Annotated in this window: 18 protein-coding genes and 1 pseudogene; 3 read left to right on the plus strand and 16 right to left on the minus strand. The window is 73.7% G+C overall.

Features of this window, described 5'->3' with window-relative positions; genetic code table 11:
• Positions 1–42: 42 nt before the first annotated feature.
• From Ae505Ps2_RS25105 to Ae505Ps2_RS25125, 5 genes are all read right to left on the minus strand, one after another.
• The gene (locus tag Ae505Ps2_RS25105) at positions 43–3546 is read right to left on the minus strand and encodes a translation initiation factor IF-2 N-terminal domain-containing protein (RefSeq protein WP_075333147.1); all 3504 of its coding nucleotides are present in this window, start codon (positions 3544–3546) and stop codon (positions 43–45) included.
• Positions 3547–3712: 166 nt separating this feature from the next.
• Positions 3713–4522: a TIGR03936 family radical SAM-associated protein gene (locus Ae505Ps2_RS25110; protein WP_170917159.1), complete on the minus strand. Its 810-nt coding sequence runs from the start codon at positions 4520–4522 to the stop codon at positions 3713–3715.
• A 41-nt stretch (positions 4523–4563) separates the two neighbouring features.
• Entirely contained in the window at positions 4564–5955 is a 1392-nt protein-coding gene (locus Ae505Ps2_RS25115) for an amino acid permease (RefSeq protein ID WP_212567706.1), read from the minus strand.
• A gap of 258 nt (positions 5956–6213) precedes the next feature.
• On the minus strand, positions 6214–6762 hold the full coding sequence (locus tag Ae505Ps2_RS25120) for a GNAT family N-acetyltransferase (RefSeq protein WP_020627652.1): 549 nt from the start codon (positions 6760–6762) through the stop codon (positions 6214–6216).
• Positions 6755–8728: a TIGR03960 family B12-binding radical SAM protein gene (locus Ae505Ps2_RS25125; RefSeq protein ID WP_020627653.1), complete on the minus strand. Its 1974-nt coding sequence runs from the start codon at positions 8726–8728 to the stop codon at positions 6755–6757. The genes Ae505Ps2_RS25120 and Ae505Ps2_RS25125 overlap by 8 nt, the downstream gene beginning before the upstream one ends.
• Positions 8729–8914: 186 nt before the next feature.
• Between Ae505Ps2_RS25125 and Ae505Ps2_RS25130 the strand changes: the two genes are divergently transcribed.
• Positions 8915–10090 carry an acyl-CoA dehydrogenase gene (locus Ae505Ps2_RS25130; protein WP_233147473.1) on the plus strand — a complete coding sequence of 392 codons (1176 nt, stop codon included), beginning with the start codon at positions 8915–8917 and terminating at the stop codon, positions 10088–10090.
• 7 nt (positions 10091–10097) lie between these two features.
• Here the strand turns inward: Ae505Ps2_RS25130 and Ae505Ps2_RS25135 are convergent, their stop codons facing one another.
• Entirely contained in the window at positions 10098–10856 is a 759-nt protein-coding gene (locus Ae505Ps2_RS25135; protein ID WP_075313031.1) for a helix-turn-helix transcriptional regulator, read from the minus strand.
• 189 nt (positions 10857–11045) lie between these two features.
• On the opposite strand from Ae505Ps2_RS25135, the pseudogene Ae505Ps2_RS25140 reads away from it, so the two are divergent.
• A pseudogene (locus Ae505Ps2_RS25140) lies at positions 11046–11375 on the plus strand (nuclear transport factor 2 family protein); the annotation flags it as partial.
• 125 nt (positions 11376–11500) lie between these two features.
• Here the strand turns inward: Ae505Ps2_RS25140 and Ae505Ps2_RS25145 are convergent.
• Together Ae505Ps2_RS25145 and Ae505Ps2_RS25150 are read right to left on the minus strand one after the other, a co-directional pair.
• Positions 11501–12682, minus strand: a complete 1182-nt coding sequence (locus tag Ae505Ps2_RS25145) for an acyl-CoA desaturase (RefSeq protein WP_020627657.1) — start codon at positions 12680–12682, stop codon at positions 11501–11503.
• 43 nt (positions 12683–12725) lie between these two features.
• On the minus strand, positions 12726–13784 hold the full coding sequence (locus tag Ae505Ps2_RS25150; protein ID WP_083695107.1) for a ferredoxin reductase: 1059 nt from the start codon (positions 13782–13784) through the stop codon (positions 12726–12728).
• Positions 13785–13871: 87 nt separating this feature from the next.
• On the opposite strand from Ae505Ps2_RS25150, the gene Ae505Ps2_RS25155 reads away from it, so the two are divergent.
• Entirely contained in the window at positions 13872–14672 is an 801-nt protein-coding gene (locus tag Ae505Ps2_RS25155; protein ID WP_075311301.1) for a MerR family transcriptional regulator, read from the plus strand.
• A gap of 70 nt (positions 14673–14742) precedes the next feature.
• Here the strand turns inward: Ae505Ps2_RS25155 and dapA are convergent, their stop codons facing one another.
• From dapA to Ae505Ps2_RS25195, 8 genes are all read right to left on the minus strand, one after another.
• Positions 14743–15621, minus strand: a complete 879-nt coding sequence (dapA, locus tag Ae505Ps2_RS25160) for a 4-hydroxy-tetrahydrodipicolinate synthase (protein WP_020627660.1) — start codon at positions 15619–15621, stop codon at positions 14743–14745.
• A 78-nt stretch (positions 15622–15699) separates the two neighbouring features.
• On the minus strand, positions 15700–16476 hold the full coding sequence (locus Ae505Ps2_RS25165) for a hypothetical protein (RefSeq protein ID WP_075329676.1): 777 nt from the start codon (positions 16474–16476) through the stop codon (positions 15700–15702).
• 75 nt (positions 16477–16551) lie between these two features.
• Positions 16552–17076: a GNAT family N-acetyltransferase gene (locus Ae505Ps2_RS25170; RefSeq protein ID WP_075311299.1), complete on the minus strand. Its 525-nt coding sequence runs from the start codon at positions 17074–17076 to the stop codon at positions 16552–16554.
• On the minus strand, positions 17073–17483 hold the full coding sequence (ndk, locus tag Ae505Ps2_RS25175) for a nucleoside-diphosphate kinase (protein ID WP_043281923.1): 411 nt from the start codon (positions 17481–17483) through the stop codon (positions 17073–17075). The genes Ae505Ps2_RS25170 and ndk overlap by 4 nt, the downstream gene beginning before the upstream one ends.
• Positions 17484–17528: 45 nt before the next feature.
• Positions 17529–17921 (minus strand): Fic family protein, encoded by a 393-nt coding sequence (locus Ae505Ps2_RS25180; RefSeq protein WP_075311297.1) that lies wholly within the window; start codon positions 17919–17921, stop codon positions 17529–17531.
• Positions 17918–18124 (minus strand): ribbon-helix-helix protein, CopG family, encoded by a 207-nt coding sequence (locus tag Ae505Ps2_RS25185; protein WP_051050452.1) that lies wholly within the window; start codon positions 18122–18124, stop codon positions 17918–17920. The genes Ae505Ps2_RS25180 and Ae505Ps2_RS25185 overlap by 4 nt, the downstream gene beginning before the upstream one ends.
• A gap of 34 nt (positions 18125–18158) precedes the next feature.
• A complete protein-coding gene (locus Ae505Ps2_RS25190) occupies positions 18159–18569 on the minus strand; it encodes a DUF4233 domain-containing protein (RefSeq protein ID WP_020627666.1) in 411 nt (136 codons plus the stop codon).
• A complete protein-coding gene (locus tag Ae505Ps2_RS25195) occupies positions 18566–19963 on the minus strand; it encodes a folylpolyglutamate synthase/dihydrofolate synthase family protein (RefSeq protein ID WP_233147739.1) in 1398 nt (465 codons plus the stop codon). The genes Ae505Ps2_RS25190 and Ae505Ps2_RS25195 overlap by 4 nt, the downstream gene beginning before the upstream one ends.
• Between the last annotated feature and the right edge of the window lie 149 nt (positions 19964–20112).

A 20112-nucleotide genomic window follows, 5' to 3' on the forward strand; every position in this document is an offset into this window, starting at 1 on the left:
GGTTACGCGACCCCGTCGGAGTGCTCTCCGGCGGGGTCACTGTCACCCTCCGTCCTGGGGCGGACCCGCCGGGCGGGAGGCCGCCCGGCGCGAACGGCGGGTACGGGTGACGACCGCGGCGGGCTCCGGCTGCGCGGCGACGGCCGGGACGGCCGCCGGTCCCGCGTCGGCCGGTGTCGCCGTGGCGGCCGGCGGAGTGGACTCCTCCGGCGTGGAGGCGGTCGTGATGACCACCGGCTCACCACCGCGGACCGGGCCGGCGGAACGGCTGGCCCGGCGGCGGCGCGGTGCGGGTGCCTCGGGCTCCGGGGCGGACCCCGTCGCCGTCGGCTCCGGGGCCGCGTCCCGGGCCGGGGCCGCGGCCTGCGGGGCACCGGTGGGCTCGGCGACCACGGGGGCCGCGGAACCGGTCAGCTCCCCGCGCGGCTCGGCGACGACGGTCTCGTCGTCGGCCGGTGCGGGTGCGGGGGCGGCGTCGACGGTGGTGGTGTCGGCCGTGGCCGGCACGGAGACCCCGGTGGCTCCGGCGGCCGCGCCGTCGTCGCCCTTCGGGGTGCTGCCCGCGGCGACGGCCGCGACCGCCGCGGCGGCGTCGACGCGCTCGGTGTCGCCGGAGTCGTCCCGGGCACGGTCCCGGTCCCCGACGCGCCCGTCCGGACGGTCGGAGCCGTTGCGGTGGCCGGAGCCGTTGCGGTCGGCCTCCTGGCGCGCGGTGTCGTGGCGCGCGGTGTCCTGGCGACCCGGGTCCTGGCGGCCGGAGCCACCGTCACCCGGTTCGCCCTGGCCGGAGTCCCCGTTGCCGTTGCCGCCCCGACGCCGCTTGCGGCGGCCGCCGCCCTCGGAGTCGGCGTGGCCACCGTTCCCGGAGCCGCTGCCGTGCCCGTTGCCCGAGCCGTTCCCGTTCCCGTTCCCGGAGCCGTGCCCGTTCCCGGAACCGTTGCCGTGCTGGGCGCCGTTGCCGGAGCGGCCGTGCTGGTGGTCCGGCCCGGTGTCGGTCGAGACGATGACGCCCCGCCCGCGGCAGTGCTCGCAGGTGGTGGAGAAGTGCTCCAGCAGCCCGCCGCCGACCCGCTTGCGGGTCATCTGGACCAGGCCGAGCGAGGTCACCTCGGCGACCTGGTGACGGGTGCGGTCCCGGGCGAGGCACTCGGTGAGGCGGCGCAGGACCAGGTCCCGGTTCGCCTCGAGCACCATGTCGATGAAGTCGACGACGATGATCCCGCCGATGTCGCGCAGCCGCAGCTGGCGGACGACCTCCTCGGCCGCCTCCAGGTTGTTGCGGGTGACGGTCTCCTCGAGGTTGCCGCCGGAGCCGGTGAACTTGCCGGTGTTGACGTCGACGACGGTCATCGCCTCGGTCCGGTCGATCACCAGCGTGCCGCCCGAGGGCAGCCAGACCTTGCGGTCCAGCGCCTTGAGCAGCTGCTCGTCGATCCGGTACTCGGTGAAGACGTCGGACGGGCCGGTGTGGCGGTGCATCCGGTCGGCGAGCTCGGGCGCGACGTGCTCGACGTAGCCGGACACGGTGTCCCAGGCGTCGGCGCCGGACACGATCAGCTTCGAGAAGTCCTCGTTGAACTGGTCGCGCACGACCTTGACCAGCATGTCCGGCTCCTCGTAGAGGAGCGTCGGCGCCTTGGGCGCGCCGGGGCCGGTCTTGTTCGCCTTCTCCTTGACGACCTCCCACTGCGCCTGCAGCCGGCGGACGTCGCGTTCCAGTGCCTCGTGCGAGACGCCCTCGGAGGCGGTCCGGATGATCACGCCGGCGTCGGCCGGGACGATCTCCTTCAGCATCTCCTTGAGGCGCTTACGCTCGGTGTCGGGCAGCTTGCGGGAGATCCCCGCTGCGCCACCGGAGGGGACGTAGACCAGGAAGCGACCGGCGAGGGAGATCTGCGTGGTCAACCGGGCACCCTTGTGACCGACCGGGTCCTTGGTGACCTGCACCAGGACCTGGTCGCCCGAGGAGAGCGCCTGCTCGATCTTGCGCGCCTTGCCGTTGAGTCCGGCGGCGTCCCAGTCGACCTCACCGGCGTAGAGCACGGCGTTGCGGCCACGCCCGATGTCGACGAACGCCGCCTCCATCGACGGCAGCACGTTCTGCACGCGGCCGAGGTAGACGTTGCCGACCATCGAGCTGCCGGAGTTGCCACCGGTGATGAAGTGCTCGACCAGGATGCCGTCCTCGAGCACGCCGATCTCGGTGCGGTCGGCGCGCTGGCGGATCACCATCTGGCGGTCGACCGACTCGCGCCGGGCCAGGAACTCCGACTCGGACAGGATCGGCGGGCGGCGACGGCCCGCGTCGCGGCCGTCCCGGCGGCGCTGGCGCTTGGCCTCGAGCCGGGTGGAGCCGCGCACGCCCTGGACCTGGTCGTCGGAGGACGATCCGGAGTCCTGGCGGGACTCGCTGCGGGCCTCGCGGACCCGGGTGACGGTGTTGGGCGGGTCGTCCTCGGAACGGTCCTCGACCTCGGACCCCCCGCGACGACGACGGCGCCGCCGCCGGCGCGAGCCGCCCGAGGACTGGTCCTCGGAGTCGTCGGAGTCGTCCGAGGAGTCGGAGTCCTCGGAGCCGGCCCCGGTGGACCCGGAGTCCGCCCCGGAGTCCTCGGAGCCGGGGTCCTCGGAGTCGTCGGAGTCGTCGCCGCCGTCCTCGCCGAAGTCCTCGCCGCCCTTGCCGCGGCCACGGCCACGGCGGCCCCGGCGGCGACGACGGCGGTTGCCGTTCTCGTCGTCACCGTCGTCGTCGGAATCGGGCCGGTCCTCGGCCCGGTCGTCGGCGGAGTCCCCGGCCGGGACGTCCACACGGTCCGGGTCGCCGGCGTCGCCGGTGCTGTCGGCACTGGCAGCACTGCCGGCACCGTCAGCACTGTCGGTGCCGGCAGTGCCGTCGGTCACGGCGGCGTCGGTCGCGGCGGCGTCGGTCGCGGCGGCGTCGCGGTCCTTGCGGCGACGGCCCTTCCGTCCCTTGCGGGGGGCGCCGTCGCCGGGGCCGTCCTCGGCCTGCTCGGCCGCGGTGTCGCGGCCCACGGGCTCCGGGGTCGCGGCGGGAGCGGCACCCGGGGCGGCCGGGGCCTGGAACATCGGGACCGCGAAGACCGGGGCGAGCGCCGGTGCGGCCGCGCCACGGGCCCGGGCGGAGCCGGTCGTGAACGGGTCGGCGGGGGCCGCGGCGGCATCCGGGCCGGCGGCGGTGCCGGTGCCGGTGTCGGTGTTGCTGTCGGTGCCGGCACCGAGGTCGAGTGCGGCGAGCACCTCGGTGACCACCGGGTCGGGCGCGTCGGTGACGGCCGGCTCGGGGGCCCGGTCGGCCGACGCCGCGGCGGGCTCGGTGCCCGGACGCAGGGCGGCGACGACCTGCTCGGCCGTCGCCCGGGTGATGCTGGACTGGACGCTGCGGACCTCCTGGCCGAGCCCGGACAGGGCGGCGAGGACGTCTCGGCTCGCGGTCCCCAGCAGCTTGGCCAGGGCGTGGACCCGCATCTTCTCCGGCAGCTCGGAGAGCCCGCCGGTGTCACCGGCGGGCGTGTCGTTCACGGACATTCAGCTCCTTCGCCCCCGGGCGCCTCGCGTCGGAGGCGGCCACGCAGGGACCTTGCGCGTACGTTCCGCAGCACGCGCGGGTTGCGCGGTGCGGCACATCTGGTGTCGCTCCCCGATCTCCGGGGATGGTGCTCGACGCCGGACCGGAGGCGGTGCGCCGTCCGGGTCAGGAAGCGTCCGGCCGGGCCCGGGTCACCGGGACCGCACCGAGCGGATCCACCAGGTCGCCCGCGTCGTCGAGCAGGCCCTGCGCCAACCGGGTGGCCGTCACCGGTACCGGCGGCGCCAGGTCTGCGACGACGGTGAGCGCGCCCAGTACGTCATCGGGTCGAACGGTCGGTGTCGTCAGCCGTACGACCGCCGTCAGTATCGCACAGTCGGTGACCGGGGACGGCGAACCCGCCGACCCGGACGGGTCACGATCGCCCTCCGGGTCGTTCACCTGCGGTTCGACGAGCAGAGTGACGACGGCCGCACGCACGTCGATCTCCTTGCGGCCGGACGGGGTCAGCCGGGTCACCACGACCGACTCCTGCGCGGTGAACGCCTCGACCGCGGCCCGCACCTCCTCGACGGCGATGCCGCGGACCTCCAGCCGCCAGCGGGCGGCGTCGATCCGGTCGGCCAGCGCCGGCGGGACCGCGGTCGCGGCCGCGACGACGTCGAGCCCGTCGGGCAGCGCCTGGTCCATCGCCGCGCGGACCAGCTCCGGGTCGACCTCGCGGGTCAGGCCCATCTCGACGTACTCGGCCTCGCTGGCCGCACCGGTCGGGGCGGCCCCGACCCAGGACAGCCGCGGATGCGGGCTGAAGCCGTGCGAGTGCGCGACCGGGACGCCGGCCCGGCGGACGGCGCGCTCGAAGCTGCGGGCGACGTCGCGGTGCGACAGGAACCGCAGCCGGCCGCGCTTGGCGAAGCGCAGGCGGACCCGCTGCACCGTCGGGGGTGCCGGGTTCGCCGCCGCTCCTGCCTTCACGCGTGCCACGGCTCGGAGTCTAGAGACCGGGCCCGGTCCGGTCAGCCGCGGTGCGGCGGGTGCGGCCGGTCGGCGCGGACCGGGAAGGCGCCGGTGTAGCCCATCCGCTCCTGTGCGGCCTCGCGGACCCGGGTCCGCACCCGGAACCAGCCGATCGTCAGCAGCACCGCCAGCACCGGGATGGAGGCGACGGTGAAGGTCCCGACCGGGTAGTCGAAGCCCATCAGCACCAGCACCCCGAGCAGGAAGACCAGGACCGCGTAGCCGGTCCACGGCGAGCCGGGCAGCCGGAACGAGGGCCGGGTGAGGATGCCGGACTCGGTCATCCGCACGAACCGGATCTGGCAGAGCACGATCGTGGCCCAGCTGGCGAGGATGCCCAGCGAGGCGATGTTCAGCACGATCTCGAAGGCCTGCTCGGGGACCACCGCGTTCAGCCCGACGCCGAGCAGGGTGATCACCGCGGTCAGGCCGATGCCGCCGTAGGGCACGCCCGACTTGTTCATCCGGCCGGTGAAGCCCGGCGCCGACCCGTTCATCGCCATCGAGCGCAGGATGCGACCGGTCGAGTACAGCCCCGCGTTGAGGCTGGACAGCGCGGCGGTCAGAACCACCAGGTTCATCACGGTGCCGGCACCGGGCACGCCGATCGAGTCGAAGAACGTGACGAACGGGCTGACGCCCTCGCGGTAGGCGGTGTAGGGCAGGAGCAGGCCGAGCAGCACCAGCGAGCCGACGTAGAAGAGCGCGATGCGCGCGATCACGGAGTTGATCGCTCGGGGCATCACCTTCTCCGGGTTCTCGGTCTCCCCCGCCGCGGTGCCGACCAGCTCGGTCGCGGCGTAGGCGAACACCACGCCCTGGGTGATGACCACCGCGGCGAGCAGGCCGTTGGGCAGCAGACCGCCGTTGTCGGTGATCACCGAGATGCCGGTCTCGGCGCCCTGGATCGGGAACCGTCCCGCGAGGAACACCGTGCCCACCACCAGGAAGGCCACCAGTGCGATCACCTTGACCAGCGCGAACCAGAACTCCAGCTCGCCGAACAGCTTCACCGAGACCAGGTTCGCCGCCAGCACCACGACCAGGGCGATCAGGGCGATCAGCCACTGCGGGGCGTCGGAGAAGGCGCCCCAGAACTTCATGTAGAGCGCGATCGCCGTCACGTCGACGATGGAGGTGAAGGCCCAGTTGAGGAAGTACAGCCAGCCGGCCACGTAGGCCGCCTTCTCGCCGTAGAACTCGCGGGCGTAGGAGACGAACGACCCCGACGACGGCCGGTGCAGCACGAGCTCACCGAGCGCCCGCAGGATCAGGAACACGAACACGCCGCAGACCGCGTAGACCAGCGCCAGCGCGGGGCCCGCCGAGGCGAGCCGGCCGCCCGCACCGAGGAACAGTCCGGTTCCGATCGCACCTCCGATGGCGATCATCTGGAGCTGCCGTTTCCCCAGACCCTTGTGGTAGCCCTCCTCCTCGTGGGAGAAGTCCGGGCGGTTGCTGCCCGCCGGGTCGTGCGTCGTCGCCATGTGGTCCCCCCACGCCGGATCCGGACGCCGTCGCGCCCGGTGCGGCCAGACCCTAGTTCGACGTTTCCCGTGAGATCACGTGCCCCTGTGACCGTCGCGTATCCGATCCGGACACCACGGGACGGAGCCGACCGGACGGACGCGAACGCGAGGGCGGCCCCCTCAGTCGCCCAGGACCAGCAGGGTGTCACCGGCCGGCCGGAACCCGGCACGTCGGTAGAACGCGGCGCTGCCCGCGGTCGGGGCCAGCATCAGCCGCCGGTACCCACGGGCCCTGGCGTGGGCGACGACCGCGGCGAGCAGCGCCCGCGGCACGCCGGCCTCGGTGAACGCGGCCAGGACGAAGGCGTTGCCGACCTGCCCGCTGCGCGTGCCGCGGGCCCCGGGGCGGGGCATCTGGACGGTCTCCAGCACGTTGATCGACCCGACCGGTGTCCAGCCGGCACGGTCGCTGCCCGCCTCGGCCACCCAGAACGCGCGCCGCGGCTGCTCGACCCGCCACCAGGCGGCGAAGGACTCGGCGAACGAGGGGTCCTCGACCGGCCGCCCGGCGCGCTCCTCCAGCCAGAGCCGACGCAGCCTGCCGAGCGCGGCGACGTCGCGCTCGTCGGCGACCCGGACCCGCAGGCGTCTGCCGCCGTACTCCCAGGACGACCCGTCGGCGCCGGCGAGGGCCGGGTCCGGGATCGAGGACAAGCCGTTCTCAGTCACCCGGGCGTGCGTCCCCGAGCGACCCCGCGGCCGAGGCCGTCGGGTTGACCACGGTCAGCGGCAGCAGGGTGGTCCCGCTGGGGCCGACCTCGATGTCGGTCCCGGTGGACGGGCACACGCCGCAGTCGAAGCACGGCGTCCACCGACAGTCGTCCTGCTCGCGGCCGGCCAGCGCGTCCTGCCAGTCCTCCCACAGCCAGTCCCGCTCCAGGCCGGAGTCGAGGTGGTCCCAGGGCAGGATCTCGTCGGCCCCGCGCTCGCGGACGGTGTACCAGTCCAGCGACACACCCTGCGGCTCCAGCGCCTCGGCGGCGGAGTCGACCCAGCGGCGGTAGGAGAAGTGCTCGGACCAGCCGTCGAACCGGCCGCCGTCGCGCCAGACCTTCTCGATGACGGCGCCGACCCGGCGGTCGCCGCGGGCGAGCAGTCCCTCGATCAGCGATGGCTCGCCGTCGTGGTAGCGCATGCCGATGTTGCGCCCGATCCGCCGGTCGGAGTTGACGGCCTCGCGCAGCTTGCGCAGCCGGGCGTCGACGACCTCCGGGGCGCACTGGGCGGCCCACTGGAACGGGGTGTGCGGCTTGGGCACGAACCCGCCGATGGAGATGGTGCAGCGGACGTCGTTGCGCCCGGACGCCTCGCGGCCCGCCTTGATCACGCGGTGCGCCATGCCCGCGATCTCCAGGACGTCCTCGTCGGTCTCGGTGGGCAGCCCGCACATGAAGTACAGCTTCACCTGCCGCCAGCCCTGGGAGAACGCCTCGGCGCAGGTGCGGATCAGGTCGTCCTCGGAGACCATCTTGTTGATCACGCGGCGGATCCGCTCGGAGCCGCCCTCGGGGGCGAAGGTCAGCCCGGAGCGGCGGCCGTTGCGGGAGATCTCGTTGGCCAGGTCGATGTTGAACGCGTCGACCCGGGTGCTCGGCAGCGACAGCGAGGTGTTGGTGCCCTCGTAGCGGTCGGCGAGGCCCTTGGTGATCTCGGCGATCTCGGAGTGGTCGGCGCTCGACAGCGACAGCAGACCGACCTCGTCGAAGCCCGAGGCCCGCACGGCGGCGTCGACCATCTCCCCGACGCCCTGCAGCGACCGCTCCCGCACCGGGCGGGTGATCATCCCCGCCTGGCAGAACCGGCAGCCGCGGGTGCAGCCGCGGAAGATCTCGACGCTGGCCCGCTCGTGGACGGTCTCGGCCAGCGGGACCAGCGGCTTCTTCGGGTACGGCCACTCGTCGAGCTCGATGGTGGTGCGCTTCTGGACGGTGGCGGGGACCCGCTCGTCGACCGGGGTGACCGCGGCGATGTGGCCGTCCTCGGCGTAGGTCACGTCGTAGAGGGAGGGCACGTAGCAGCCCGGCGTCGACGACAGCCGCAGCAGCAGCTCCCGGCGCCCACCCGGGCGTCCCTGCGCCTTCCAGTCGCGCACGACGTCGGTGATGTCGCCGACGACCTCCTCGCCGTCACCGAGCGCGGCGACGTCGACGAAGTCCGCGACCGGCTCCGGGTTGAACGCCGCGTGCCCGCCGGCGACGACGACCGGGTGGGTCTCGTCGCGGTCGCGGGCGTGCAGCGGGATCGCCGCCAGGTCGAGCGTGGTGAGCAGGTTGGTGTAGCCGAGCTCGGTGGAGAAGGAGACGCCGAGGACGTCGAAGTCACCGACCGCGTGGTGGGCGTCGACGGTGAACGACGGCACCCCCGACTCGCGCATCAGGGCCTCGAGATCGGGCCAGACCGCGTAGCAGCGCTCGGCCAGCGCGTCGGCGCGCTCGTTGAGGACCTCGTACAGGATCTGGACGCCCTGGTTGGGCAGGCCGACCTCGTAGGCGTCCGGATAGAGCAGTGCCCAGCGGACGGCCGCGGAGTCCCACGGCTTGACCTGCGAGTTCCCCTCACCGCCGACGTACTGCACCGGCTTGGCGACGCGGGGCAGGATCGGCTCCAGGGCGGGGAAGACGGAGGTGGGTGCCACGCTGCACCAGGGTAGCCACCTCCGTTCGGGGCGAACCGGCGGGTCGTGTCCGACCGGACACGGACCGTCGGCCGCCCGCACACCGGCTGAGGCGCGGGTCACGGCGGCCCACGGGGCGGGAGACCTACGCTCGCCTCCCGACCCTGTTCCCCACGTGTGTCGTCCCCGAGCTCCCAGGAGACCCCCGTGTCCGTGACCGACGCCGAGCTGCACGCCCGGTTCCGCCCGCTGTTCGACCGGATCGCCGCCGGTGCGGTCGAACGCGAGCTGAACCGGCGCCTGCCCGTGGCGGAGATCGCCGCCCTGCGCGACGCCGGGTTCGGCGCCGTCCGGCTGCCGGTGGAGGCCGGCGGCGCGGGCGCCTCGCTGCGCCAGCTGTTCGGGCTGCTCGTCGAGCTGGGTGCGGCGGACTCGAACATCCCGCAGGCTCTGCGGACCCACCTCCTGTTCACCGAGCTGTGGTCGGCAGGCGCCGCGGACGACCCGGTGCTGCGCGGGCGGGTGGAGCAGATCGCGGCCGGACGGCTGGTCGGCAACGCCATCTCCGAGCGCGGCGGGGTGGTGCGCAACTCCGCCACCACGGTGCTCCGCCGCGACGGGGACAGGCTCCTGCTCGACGGCGAGAAGTTCTACTGCACCGGGACCCTCTACGCCGACCTGGTCGACGTCGTCGCCCTCGACGAGAACGGCGAGCGGGTGACCGTGCTGGTCGAGACGACCGCCCCGGGTGTCGAGCGGGTCGACGACTGGCGCGGCTTCGGGCAGAAGCTCACGGCCAGCGGCACCACCCGGTTCATCGCGGTGGAGGTCGACCCGGTCCAGGTGCGGCCCGCGCCGACCGACGTGCACCAGCCGGTCCGGCAGGCGTTCCTGCAGCTCGTCCAGCTCGCGGCACTGGCCGGGATCGCCCGGCGCGCCGCCGACGACGCCGCCGGCTACGTGCGCGACCGGCGCCGCAACTGGCCCTACGGCAACGCCGACCTGCCCAAGGACGACCCGCTGGTGCAGCAGGTCGTCGGCAGGGTCGACGCAGCCGCGTTCACCGTCGCCGCCGTGGTCGACGCCGCGGCGGCCTCGCTGGAGCGGGCGCTCACCGATCCCGGACACGGCCCGACGGCCGAGCTCGACGTGTACCGGGCCCAGTCGACCGTGCCCCAGCTGGTCCTGGACGCGACCTCGGAGCTGTTCGAGGTGGGTGGCGCCTCCACGGTCGACGTCGACCGGGCGCTGGACCGGCACTGGCGCAACGCCCGCACCCTCGCGGTGCACAACCCGATCGTCTACAAGCAGCAGGTGATCGGGGACTCGGTGCTGAACGGGACGGTGCCGGTGCTGTCGCTGTCCTCGGGTGTCGCGGGCTGAGCGGGGCTCAGCGGCCGGCGCGGCGGGTGAGGGCGGCGCGCGTCGCGTCGTCCGCGGGCAGGAAGGTCTCCAACGCCAGCTCGGCGAGGGTGACGTCGTGCGGTGCGCCGAAGGTCGAGATCACCGAGTGGAACGTCAACGTGCCGTCGTCGGTGTCGAGGACCAGCGGCAGCAGCACGTCCGAGCCCGGCGACGGCAGCGCGGTCTCCCCCGGTCCGGGGTAGCCCCGGCACTCGGCGAGCAGCGCGACGAGCCGCCGGTCCGCGGTCATCCGCACCTGCCGTTCGAGCCGGTGCAGCAGGTGCTCCCGCCACTGGGCCAGGTTGCGGATGCGCGGCGCGAGCCCGGCGGGGTGCAGGCAGACCCGGTGCACGTTCGGCGGCGGCCCGAGCACCGCCGGGTCGAGGCCGGTGAGCAGCGCCGAGGCCGCGGCGTTGGCGAGCCGGACGTCGCCCCACCGGTCCACGACGAGGGCCGGGTACGGATCGTGCCCGGCGACGAGCCGCGCCAGCGCGTCCCGCACGGGCGCGAGATCCGGGTCGTCGAGCGACCGCTCGGCGTAGGCGGGCGCGTAGCCGGCGGCCAGCAGCAGCGCGTTCCGCTCCCGCAGCGGGATCTCCAACGCCTCGGCGAGTGCGCCCAGCAGCTCCCGGCTCGCGCCCGAACGCCCGGTCTCGACGAAGCTGAGGTGCCGCGCCGAGACCCCCGCCGCCAGTGCCAGGTCGAGCTGACTGCGCCGGCGGCGGCCCCGCCAGAACCGCAGCATCTCCCCCGGTCCGGCGGTGCGGGCGGGGCGCGCGTCGGTGTCGCTCACCGGCCCGACGCTAGCCCGGCCCGGACGCCGCGACGACTACCTGCGGGGTAGGTGGATCCGATTACCCCGCAGGTCATCGCGCCGCGGCGCCGGCGGCAGCAGGCTCGGTGCCGACCGGACCACACCACCCAGGAGGTAGGGATGACCGACTTCACCACCCTCGCCGAGCGCTACGTCGCGACGTTCAACGAGGCCGACCCGGCGGCGCGGAAGGCCCGCGTCGCCGAGCTGTTCACCACCGACGTCCGCTACACCGACCCGCTCGCCGACGTCACCGGGCACGACGGCGTCGCCGGGTTCCTGGGCGCGGCCCGGGAGAAGCTGGCCGGGTTCGAGTTCCGGCTGGACGGCGAGGTCGACGCGCACCACGACCACGCGCGGTTCCGCTGGCAGGCGGCGCCGCCGGAGGTCTTCGCCTCGGGTGCCGAGCCCCCGGTGGTCGGGTTCGACGTCGTCGTGACCAACGGCGACAGCCGGATCGCGCAGGTGCACGGCTTCCTCGACGTCGTCCCGGACCTGTATGGCCCGCCCTGCGCCCACGACGGCGGCGGGCCGGGATCCGGTCCGCCGCCGCGGGACGAGCAGCGCGGCCGCGGTCAGCGCTTGCCGTTCGGCAGGGCCAGTCGGTTGATCGTGCCGAGCACCTGCATGTACTGCTTCCACAGCGGCCCGGTCGTGTACTCCAGCCCGTACTCCCGGCACAGCTCCCGTACCTCGGGGGCGATCTCGGCGTAGCGGTTGCTGGGCAGGTCGGGGAACAGGTGGTGCTCGATCTGGAAGCTCAGCTGCCCGGTCATCAGGTGGAAGAACCGGCCGCCGTCGAGGTTGGCCGAGCCCAGCAGCTGACGGACGTACCACTCGCCGCGGCTCTCGTCCTCGAGCTGCTCCTCGGTGAACTGCACCGCCCCGGTCGGGAAGTGCCCGCAGAAGATCACCGCGTGCGACCACACGTTGCGCACCAGGTTCGCGGTCACGTTGCCCGCGAGCACCGGCAGGAAGAACGGCCCGGCCAGCGCGGGGAACGCGACGTAGTCCTTCAGGATCTGGCGCCCGGTCTTGCGGCCGATCGACTTGACCTGCTCCCACACCCGGCTCAGCGGCTTCTGCCCCGCCACGACCTTCTCGACCTCGAGGTCGTGCAGCGCGACGCCGTACTCGAAGAACAGGCTGAGCAGGAAGTTGTAGAGCGGGTTCCCGAGGTAGTACGGCGTCCACCGCTGCTCCTCGGACAGGCGCAGGATCCCGTAGCCCACGTCGCGGTCCTTGCCGACGACGTTGGTGTAGGTGTGGTGCATGTAGTTGTGCGAGTGCTTCCACTCCGCCGAGGACGAGACGTTGTCCCACTCCCAGGTCGACGAGTGGATCTTCGGGTCACGCATCCAGTCCCACTGGCCGTGCATGACGTTGTGCCCGATCTCCATGTTCTCGAGGATCTTGGCGATCGAGAGCATGGCGGTACCGGCGATCCAGGCCGGCGGCAGGACACCGGCGAACAGCAGCGCGCGGCCGCCGATCTCCAGCGCCCGCTGCTTGCGGATGACGCCGCGGATGTACTCGGCGTCGGACGCGCCGCGCTCGGCGAGGACACGGTCGCGGATGGCGTCGAGCCGGCGGCCGAGCTCCTCGATCTGCTCGGCGGTCAGCTCGGTCGTGGCCTGCACGTCCTCGCGACGCGAGGAGGGCACGAGCTCCAGCACCGGGCGCTGCGGGTGCTGCTCGCGGCCGGTCTCCTCCGGGCCGGGCTCGAGGTGCGCGGGGTTCTCCAGGACGGCGGTCATGAGGACCTCCTTCGGTCGGAGCGGAAGATCAAGGGCGGAAGGATCAGGGAAGGTCGATGCGGGCGGGCCCGCACGCGGAGTTGATGCAGGTCTGGACGAGGTCGCCGGGCTCGCCGTGCGCCTCGCCGGTGCGCAGGTCGCGTACCTTGCCCTCGCGCAGCGGCAGCACGCACCCGAAGCAGATGCCCATCCGGCAGCCGCTGGGCATGAGCTTCCCGGCCGCCTCACCGGCTTCGAGGAGGCTCTGCCCCGGCTCGACGACGACGTCGCCGCCGCCGAGGTCGACGGTGCCGCCGGTGCCCTCGGTGGCGCGGGCCGGCGGGGTGAAGCGCTCGGCCACGATGCCGTCCCAGGCGCCCTCCAGGGCGTCGAGCAGGCCGTCGGGGCCGCAGGCGTAGACGGTGCGGTCCGCCCGGTCGGCGACGACGGTGTCGATCGTCGCGGGGTCGAGCCGCCCGGAGACGGCGCTGTGGCGCAGCACGACCCGCAGCGACGGGTGCCGCGCGGCCAGTCCGGCGAGCTCGGCGCGGAAGATCGTGTCCTCCGGCGTGCGGGCACCGTGCACCAGCACCACGTCGGGCATCGTCCCGGCGCGGTCGAGCGTGCGGAGCATGCCCATCACCGGCGTGATGCCGCTGCCCGCGGTGACGAACAGCAGCTTCTCCGGGAGCGGGTCGGGCAGGGTGAACTCGCCGGCGGCCTGCTCCAGCTCGACGATCGTGCCGATCGGCAGGTCGCGGACCAGGGTGGGCGACACGGCGCCGCCGTCGACCTCCTGCACGGTCACCGTGAGGTGCTCGGCGCCCTCCGGGGAGGTGAGCGAGTAGCTCCGGGTGAACCGGACGCCGTCGACGTCGACGCCGATGCCGACGTACTGGCCGGCGCGGTGCCCGGCCCAGGCCCACCCGGGTTCGATGGTCACCGAGACCGCCCGCCCGGTCTCGCGGCGACGGGCGACGACCCGGCCGCGCAGCGACGTCGTCGACCAGAGCGGGTCGACCAGGGTCAGGAAGTCCTCGGGCAGCAGCGGAGTCGTGAGAGCGCTCGCGGCGGCCAGCAGGCCCCGGCCCCGCGAGGTCGTGCCAGGAGCGGATCGGAACATGACATGAACTCTGCACCATCTGATGTCACATAGTAATCGCCCCCCTCTGATTCCCGTGTCACATGCTCGGCTGTTAATCTCCGTGTCATGGTCGAGGACCCGGAGACGGCGGACTGGCGCACCATCGACGAGCTGGCGCGGTCCAGCGGTGTCACGGTGCGCAACATCCGTGCCTACCAGTCCCGGGGGCTGCTGCCTCCGCCGCAGGTCAAGGCCCGCACGGGCTACTACGGCCCCGGGCACGCGGCACGTCTGGAGCTGATCCAGGACCTGCAGGACGAGGGCGTCAAGCTCGACACGATCAAGAAGCTGCTCGACACCACCGGCGGCTCCACCGAGCAGGTGGTGCAGTTCATCCGGACCGTGCGTGCGCTGTTCGCGCCCGAGGACCGGCAGATCGTGCAGCTCGCCGAGCTCGCCGAGCGGTACCAGAGCACCGACGTCGCCGTCGCCAAGCGCGGGGTCAAGATGGGCCTGCTGCGCGAGCTGGGCGACGACACCTACGAGGAGATCAGCCCGCGGCTGATGAACGCCGCGGCCGAGCTGACCGGGCTCGGCATCCCGATCACCCGCTCGCTCGACGTCGTGGAGCAGCTGCGCAAGCACGCCGACGCCGTCGCGAAGCTCTACGTCGACCTGTTCCTCGGCGAGATCTGGCAGCCCTTCGACGCCGAGGGCCGCCCGGACGACCAGTGGCCGCGCGTCTACGAGACGATCGAGCGGATGCGCCGCATCTCCGGCGAGGTGATGATCGCCGTGCTGGAGCTGGCCGTGGCCGAGCGGGTCGACGTCACCTTCGGCCGCGACATCGTGCGCAACGTGAAGACCACCAGCGCGGGGCCGACGACGGCGACGTCCGAGGACACCGGCGGGTCGGGCGACTCCTGAGGACCGGCGGCACCGGTCGGCAACCGCGGAGCGCACACAGCGCCCCGGAGCGCCCCGGGGCGCCCGGAGCTCAGGACAGCAGGCCCGCGGCCCGCAGCGCGGCGCGGACGTCCTCGTGGTGCCACTCGTCCAGCGGCACCAGCGGCAGCCGGATCCCGCCGGGGATGAGCCCCAGCTCGGTCAGCGCCCACTTCACCGGGATGGGGTTCGGCTCGGAGAACAGCGCCGCGTGCAGACCCGCGAGGTCGGCGTCGAGCGCGGAGGCGGTCTCGGCGTCGCCGGCGACGGCGGCCTTGCACATGCGGGCCATCGTCTCCGGGGCGACGTTCGCGGTGACCGAGATGTCGCCGTGGAACCCGGCGAGCATCGACGCGCGGGCGGTGCCGTCGTCGCCGGAGTACAGCGCGAAGTCGTCCAGGCCCAGCGCGACGAGCTCACGGACCCGGTCCAGGTCGCCCTTGGCCTCCTTGAGGCCGACGATGTTCGGGATCTCCGCGAGCCGGGCCACCGTCGACGGCAGCATGTCGCAGGCCGTGCGGCCCGGGACGTTGTAGAGGTACTGCGGGATGTCGACGGTCTCGGCGATCCGCTTGAAGTGCTGGTAGAGACCCTCCTGCGGAGGCTTGTTGTAGTACGGCGTCACGAGCAGCGCCCCGTCGGCGCCCGCCGCCCGCGCGGCGCGGGTCAGGTGGATGGCCTCGTCGGTGGAGTTCGCGCCGGTGCCGGCGATGACCGGGACGCGGCCGTTCGCGACCTCGATGGTGCGCCGCATGACCTCGGTGTGTTCGAGCACCGACAGCGTCGACGACTCACCGGTCGTGCCGACCGAGACGATCGCGGCGGTGCCCGCGTCGATCTGCCGCTCGACGAGCTCGCCGAGGGCCGTGTGGTCGACCTCGCCGCTGTCGTGCATCGGGGTCACGATCGCGACGATGCTTCCGGTGATCAAGACGGGCCTCCCTGGTACCGCTGCTCCTGCCGGTGCGACGGTAGCAAGCGGGACCGGTGACCCGGTGCGGCTTTCCTCTCAGCCCAGGGCGAGCCGGGCGGGCTGGACCGATCGCGTGATCCGGCGCACCGCCTGCACCGCGATCACCCCCGCGGCGACCGCCGCCACGACGGTCACGGCGATCGGCCGGTCGCCTGCCACGATGCCGAGCAGCGCCCAGCACAGCGCCCCGGCGAAGCCGGCGAACCCGGTGGTGGAGCCGACGACCGACAGCGCGACCGCGGTGAGGATCACCAGCAGCAGGATCGCCGCGACCTGCGGGAGCACCCCGTCCGACGGCAGCCCGACCGCGACGCCGGCCGCCATCAGGCCCAGCACGAGCGCGGCCGAGGACCAGCCGAGGTAGATCGCCAGCGGCAGCCGTGTCGCCAACCGTTCCGGCCACCCGTCGGCGACGCTGCGGGACAGTCGTCCGTACACGACGGCGAGCGCGAGGACGAGCAGGACCAGCAGCACCTCGGCGGTGACCACCCACCGGTTCGAGAAGGCCGCGATCCACAGCGGGTTGAGCACCGCGGTCGCCGCGACCCACCAGCCGATGCGGCGGTGCACCTCGCGGCCGCGCTGGCCGGGCAGCAGGGCGTAGCCGGCGTAGACCAGCACGCCCAGGTAGATCGGGCCCCAGATGGCGAACGCCCAGCCCGCGGCCAGCAGCGGGGTGTCGTAGTCGCGCGCGACGGCGCCGATCGCCGACCCCCCGAACGCCGACACGAGCACCTGCAGGATCGCCAGGACCGCCACGACCACCCCACGGACCAGATCCGCGGTCGTCGGGCGGGGGGTCAGCACGGTCATGCCCACATGGTGGACCGCGGCGGGGGCCTCTGCCATCCGGCTGTCGGGGGGAATCGATCACTCCCGCGGGCCGGGTCAGGCGAGCGGGAGGAAGAACAGGTGCACGTCGCGCGCGTCCTCCGGGGAGAGCCGCACCCCGTTCGGCAGCCTGCCGTACTCGACGAAGCCGCGTGCGGCGTAGAACGCGGGCAGCGGGGTGCCGCCGCGGGCGCCGAGGGTCAGCATCGCCAGGCCCGTCCCACGGGCGTGGGCGACGGCCGCTCCGAGCAGGACCGTGCCGAGACCACGTCCCTGCAGGTCCGGGCGGACCATGAGGCGTTGCACGTCGGCGCGGTGCGCGGCGATGCCGGTGTTCGGGACCAGGAGGACCGTGCCCATCGGGGCGGTCTCCTCCCCCAGTACGAACATCCGGGAGGCGCCGGAGCGGACGGCGTCGATGGTCTGCACCGCCAGTGCGCGGATCTCGTCCGGGTCGGCGCCGGGCACGAAGTCCACGGCGCCGCCGGCCTCGGTCACGGCGATCCAGAGATCACCGAGCGCGGCGGCGGCGCCGGGGTGGGGCTCGACGACCCGGCGGACGGCCGGGACGCCTGCGGTCACAGGTTCGGGAACCAGAGCTTGATCTCCCGGTCGGCCGACTCCGGGGAGTCCGAGCCGTGCACGAGGTTGGAACCGGTCTCCAGGGCGAGGTCGCCACGGATGCTGCCGGGGGTGGCCTTCTCCACCGGGTCGGTGCCGCCGGCGATCTGCCGCCAGGCGGCGATGGCGCGGGGGCCCTCGACGACCGCGGCCAGGACCGGGCCGGAGGTGATGAACGACAGCAGCTCCTCGAAGAAGGGCTTGCCGTCGTGCTCGGCGTAGTGCTGGGCGGCCAGCTCACGGTCCACCGTGCGCAGGTCGAGGGCGACCAGATCGAGGCCCTTGCGCTCGATGCGCGAGACGACCTCGCCGACGAGCTTGCGCGCGACGCCGTCGGGCTTGACCAGGACGAGAGTGCGTTCAGTCACGTGCGACAGGGTAGCGACGACCCGACCGGGGTCCGTCACCCACCGTCACTCGCCCGCCTCCTGGCTCCCGGTGAGCTCCGTCAGCGCGGCGGCGATCGCGGGCAGGTCCCGCAGGCTGCCCTCCGACACCGCGACCACCAGGTCGAACACGGCATCCTGGTCGGGCCGCGGCGGGCACCCGTTCAGCACCAGGAACACGGCGGTGGACGCCCATGCGAGTCGCTTGTTCCCGTCCACCAGGGCGTGAATGCCGCAGATGCTCTGCACCAGGGCCGCTGCCTTGAGGTGCAGGGTCGGGTACGCGTCCTGGCCGAACAGGACGGTCGCGGGCCGGGCGAGCGCCGACTCCAGGAGCCCGAAGTCGCGGACCACCGGCTCCTGCCCGAGTGCCTCCGCGGCGAAGCGCAGCACGTCGGCCAGGGACAGGTAGCGGGTCACGCCCGGCCGAGCCGGTCCAGGGCCTCTCGGAAGTTGTCGGTGACCCAGGCAGCCGCGCGGTCGACCTCGGCATCGTGGTCGTGACGGGCCACGTACTCCCGGACCGCCGCTCGGGCGACCTCCTGCATGGAACGCCCCTCGGCCTCCGCGCGAGCGCGCAGCGACTCGGACTCGGCGTCGGTCAGGCGCAACGTCATGGCCATGTCCCGACGATACCGGATGTGATACCGCCGCGGCTCAGTCCTGCTGCTGCGACGGCAACGTCCCCGCCGCCATCCGCCGGGCCACCTCGCGCCGCATCCACACCAGCACCGCCCAGACGACGATGAACACCGCCGCGATCACCACCAGCGACGGCAGGAACACCAGCGCCGCGACGAGCAGGGCCGCCTGCAGCACCAGCGCGGCGGTGAGACCCCACGGCCGTCGCTGCACCCCCGACGCCAGGATCATCGCGACGGCGATGCCCGCCACGACACCGAAGCCGAGCGCGGTCGATCCGGTGCCGAAGCGCGGGAGCACCAGCAGCGCCAGGAGGACGACGATCGCCTCCAGGATCAGCGTCGCGGCGAACACCCCGCGGGCGCCCTTCATCGGGTCGGTGGGCGGCGGCCGCACACCCTCGGGCACGCCCGGGACGTCGCTCACTCCGGCTCCTTCCCGAACAGTGCCCGCGCCTCGCCGACGGTGACGACCGACCCGGTGACGACGACGCCGACCCCCGACCCGCCCGCCTCCTCGGCGATCTCCCGGGCCTGCTCGAGCGCCTCGGCCAGCGACGGCTCGACGCTGACCCGCTCGGAGCCGAACACCTCGGCCGCGAGCGCGCCCAGCGCGTCGGGGTCCATCGCGCGCGGCGAGGAGTTGGTGGTGACGACGACCTCGTGCAGCGCGGGCTGCAGGCCCTCCAGGATGCCGCGGGCGTCCTTGCCCTCCAGCACCCCGATCACGCCGACCAGCCGGGTGAAGCGGAACTCGGTGCCGAGCGCGCCGGCCAGCGCCTGCGCCCCGGCGGGGTTGTGCGCGGCGTCGAGCAGCACGGTCGGCCGGTCCGGCCCGCCCTCGACGGGTTCGAGCCGCCCGGGTGAGCGGACGGAGGCGAACGCGGCGCGGACCGCGTCGGGGTCGAGGGGCTGCGCGGTGCCGGCGCCGACGAGCGCCTCGGCCGCGGCCAGCGCGACCGCCGCGTTCGACGCCTGGTGCTCACCGTGCAGCGGCAGGAAGATCTCGTCGTAGCGGCCGGACAGACCCTGCAGCTCCAGACGCTGCCCGCCGACGGCGATCTCCCGCTCGACCACGCCGAACTCGGCGCCCTCCCGCGCGACCTGCGCGCCGACCTCGGCGCAGCGCTCCAGCAGGATCTCGGCGACCTTCCGGTCCTGGGCGGCGAGGACGGCGACCGAGCCCTCCTTGATGATCCCGGCCTTCTCGCGGGCGATGTCGGTGATGTCGTCGCCGAGGTACTCGGCGTGGTCGAGCCCCACCGGCAGGACGACGGCGACGTGCGCGTCGGCGACGTTGGTGGCGTCCCAGCGCCCGCCGAGCCCGACCTCGATCACCGCGGCCTCGACCGGGGCGTCGGAGAAGGCGGCGAAGGCCATCCCGGTGAGCACCTCGAACTTGCTGAGCGCGGGCCCGTCGCCGCGCTTGGCGTCGACGAGCTCGACCAGCGGCTCCACCTCGCGGTAGGCGGCGACGTAGCGCTCGGGGGTGACCGGCCGGTTGTCGAGGTTGATCCGCTCGGTGGCGCGCTGCAGGTGCGGGCTGGTGTAGCGCCCGGTCCGCAGCCCGATCTCGGTGAGCAGCGCGTCGACCATCCGGGAGGTGGAGGTCTTGCCGTTGGTGCCGGTCAGATGCACGATCGGGTAGCCGCGCTGCGGGTCACCGAGGGCGTCGCACAGGGCCTGCATCCGGTCCAGCGACGGCTCCATCACCGACTCGGGCCAGCGCCGGTCGAGCGCCGCGTCGACGGCGAGGAACTCGGCGTAGCCGGCGACGGTGGACTGGGCCGGGACGACGTCGGGGTCCCCGCTGCCGCGGATCTCGTCGAGGACGGCCGCGATCACCGCCTCCTGGGCGTCCACCGGGGCGTCGCGCTCGTCGTCCGCGCCCCGTGCGGCGGCGTCCGACCGGTCCTCGCCGTCGTCGGCCTCGTCCCCGTCGTTCGCGTCGTCGGTGTCGGCGGCCCGGT

It is taken from the genome of Pseudonocardia sp. Ae505_Ps2 (assembly GCF_001932425.1).
In the GTDB taxonomy this organism is placed as follows: Bacteria; Actinomycetota; Actinomycetes; order Mycobacteriales; family Pseudonocardiaceae; genus Pseudonocardia.

Excerpts from the sequence above, each read along its gene's own strand:
- Ae505Ps2_RS25155 (WP_075311301.1), top strand. The coding sequence starts at position 13,872 with ATGGTCGAGGACCCGGAGACGGCGGACTGGCGCACCATCGACGAGCTG.
- Ae505Ps2_RS25105 (WP_075333147.1), bottom strand. The coding sequence starts at position 3,546 with ATGTCCGTGAACGACACGCCCGCCGGTGACACCGGCGGGCTCTCCGAG.
- Ae505Ps2_RS25135 (WP_075313031.1), bottom strand. The coding sequence starts at position 10,856 with ATGCTGCGGTTCTGGCGGGGCCGCCGCCGGCGCAGTCAGCTCGACCTG.
- Ae505Ps2_RS25145 (WP_020627657.1), bottom strand. The coding sequence starts at position 12,682 with ATGACCGCCGTCCTGGAGAACCCCGCGCACCTCGAGCCCGGCCCGGAG.
- Ae505Ps2_RS25150 (WP_083695107.1), bottom strand. The coding sequence starts at position 13,784 with ATGTTCCGATCCGCTCCTGGCACGACCTCGCGGGGCCGGGGCCTGCTG.
- Ae505Ps2_RS25115 (WP_212567706.1), bottom strand. The coding sequence starts at position 5,955 with ATGATCGCCATCGGAGGTGCGATCGGAACCGGACTGTTCCTCGGTGCG.
- Ae505Ps2_RS25165 (WP_075329676.1), bottom strand. The coding sequence starts at position 16,476 with ATGACCGTGCTGACCCCCCGCCCGACGACCGCGGATCTGGTCCGTGGG.
- Ae505Ps2_RS25185 (WP_051050452.1), bottom strand. The coding sequence starts at position 18,124 with ATGGCCATGACGTTGCGCCTGACCGACGCCGAGTCCGAGTCGCTGCGC.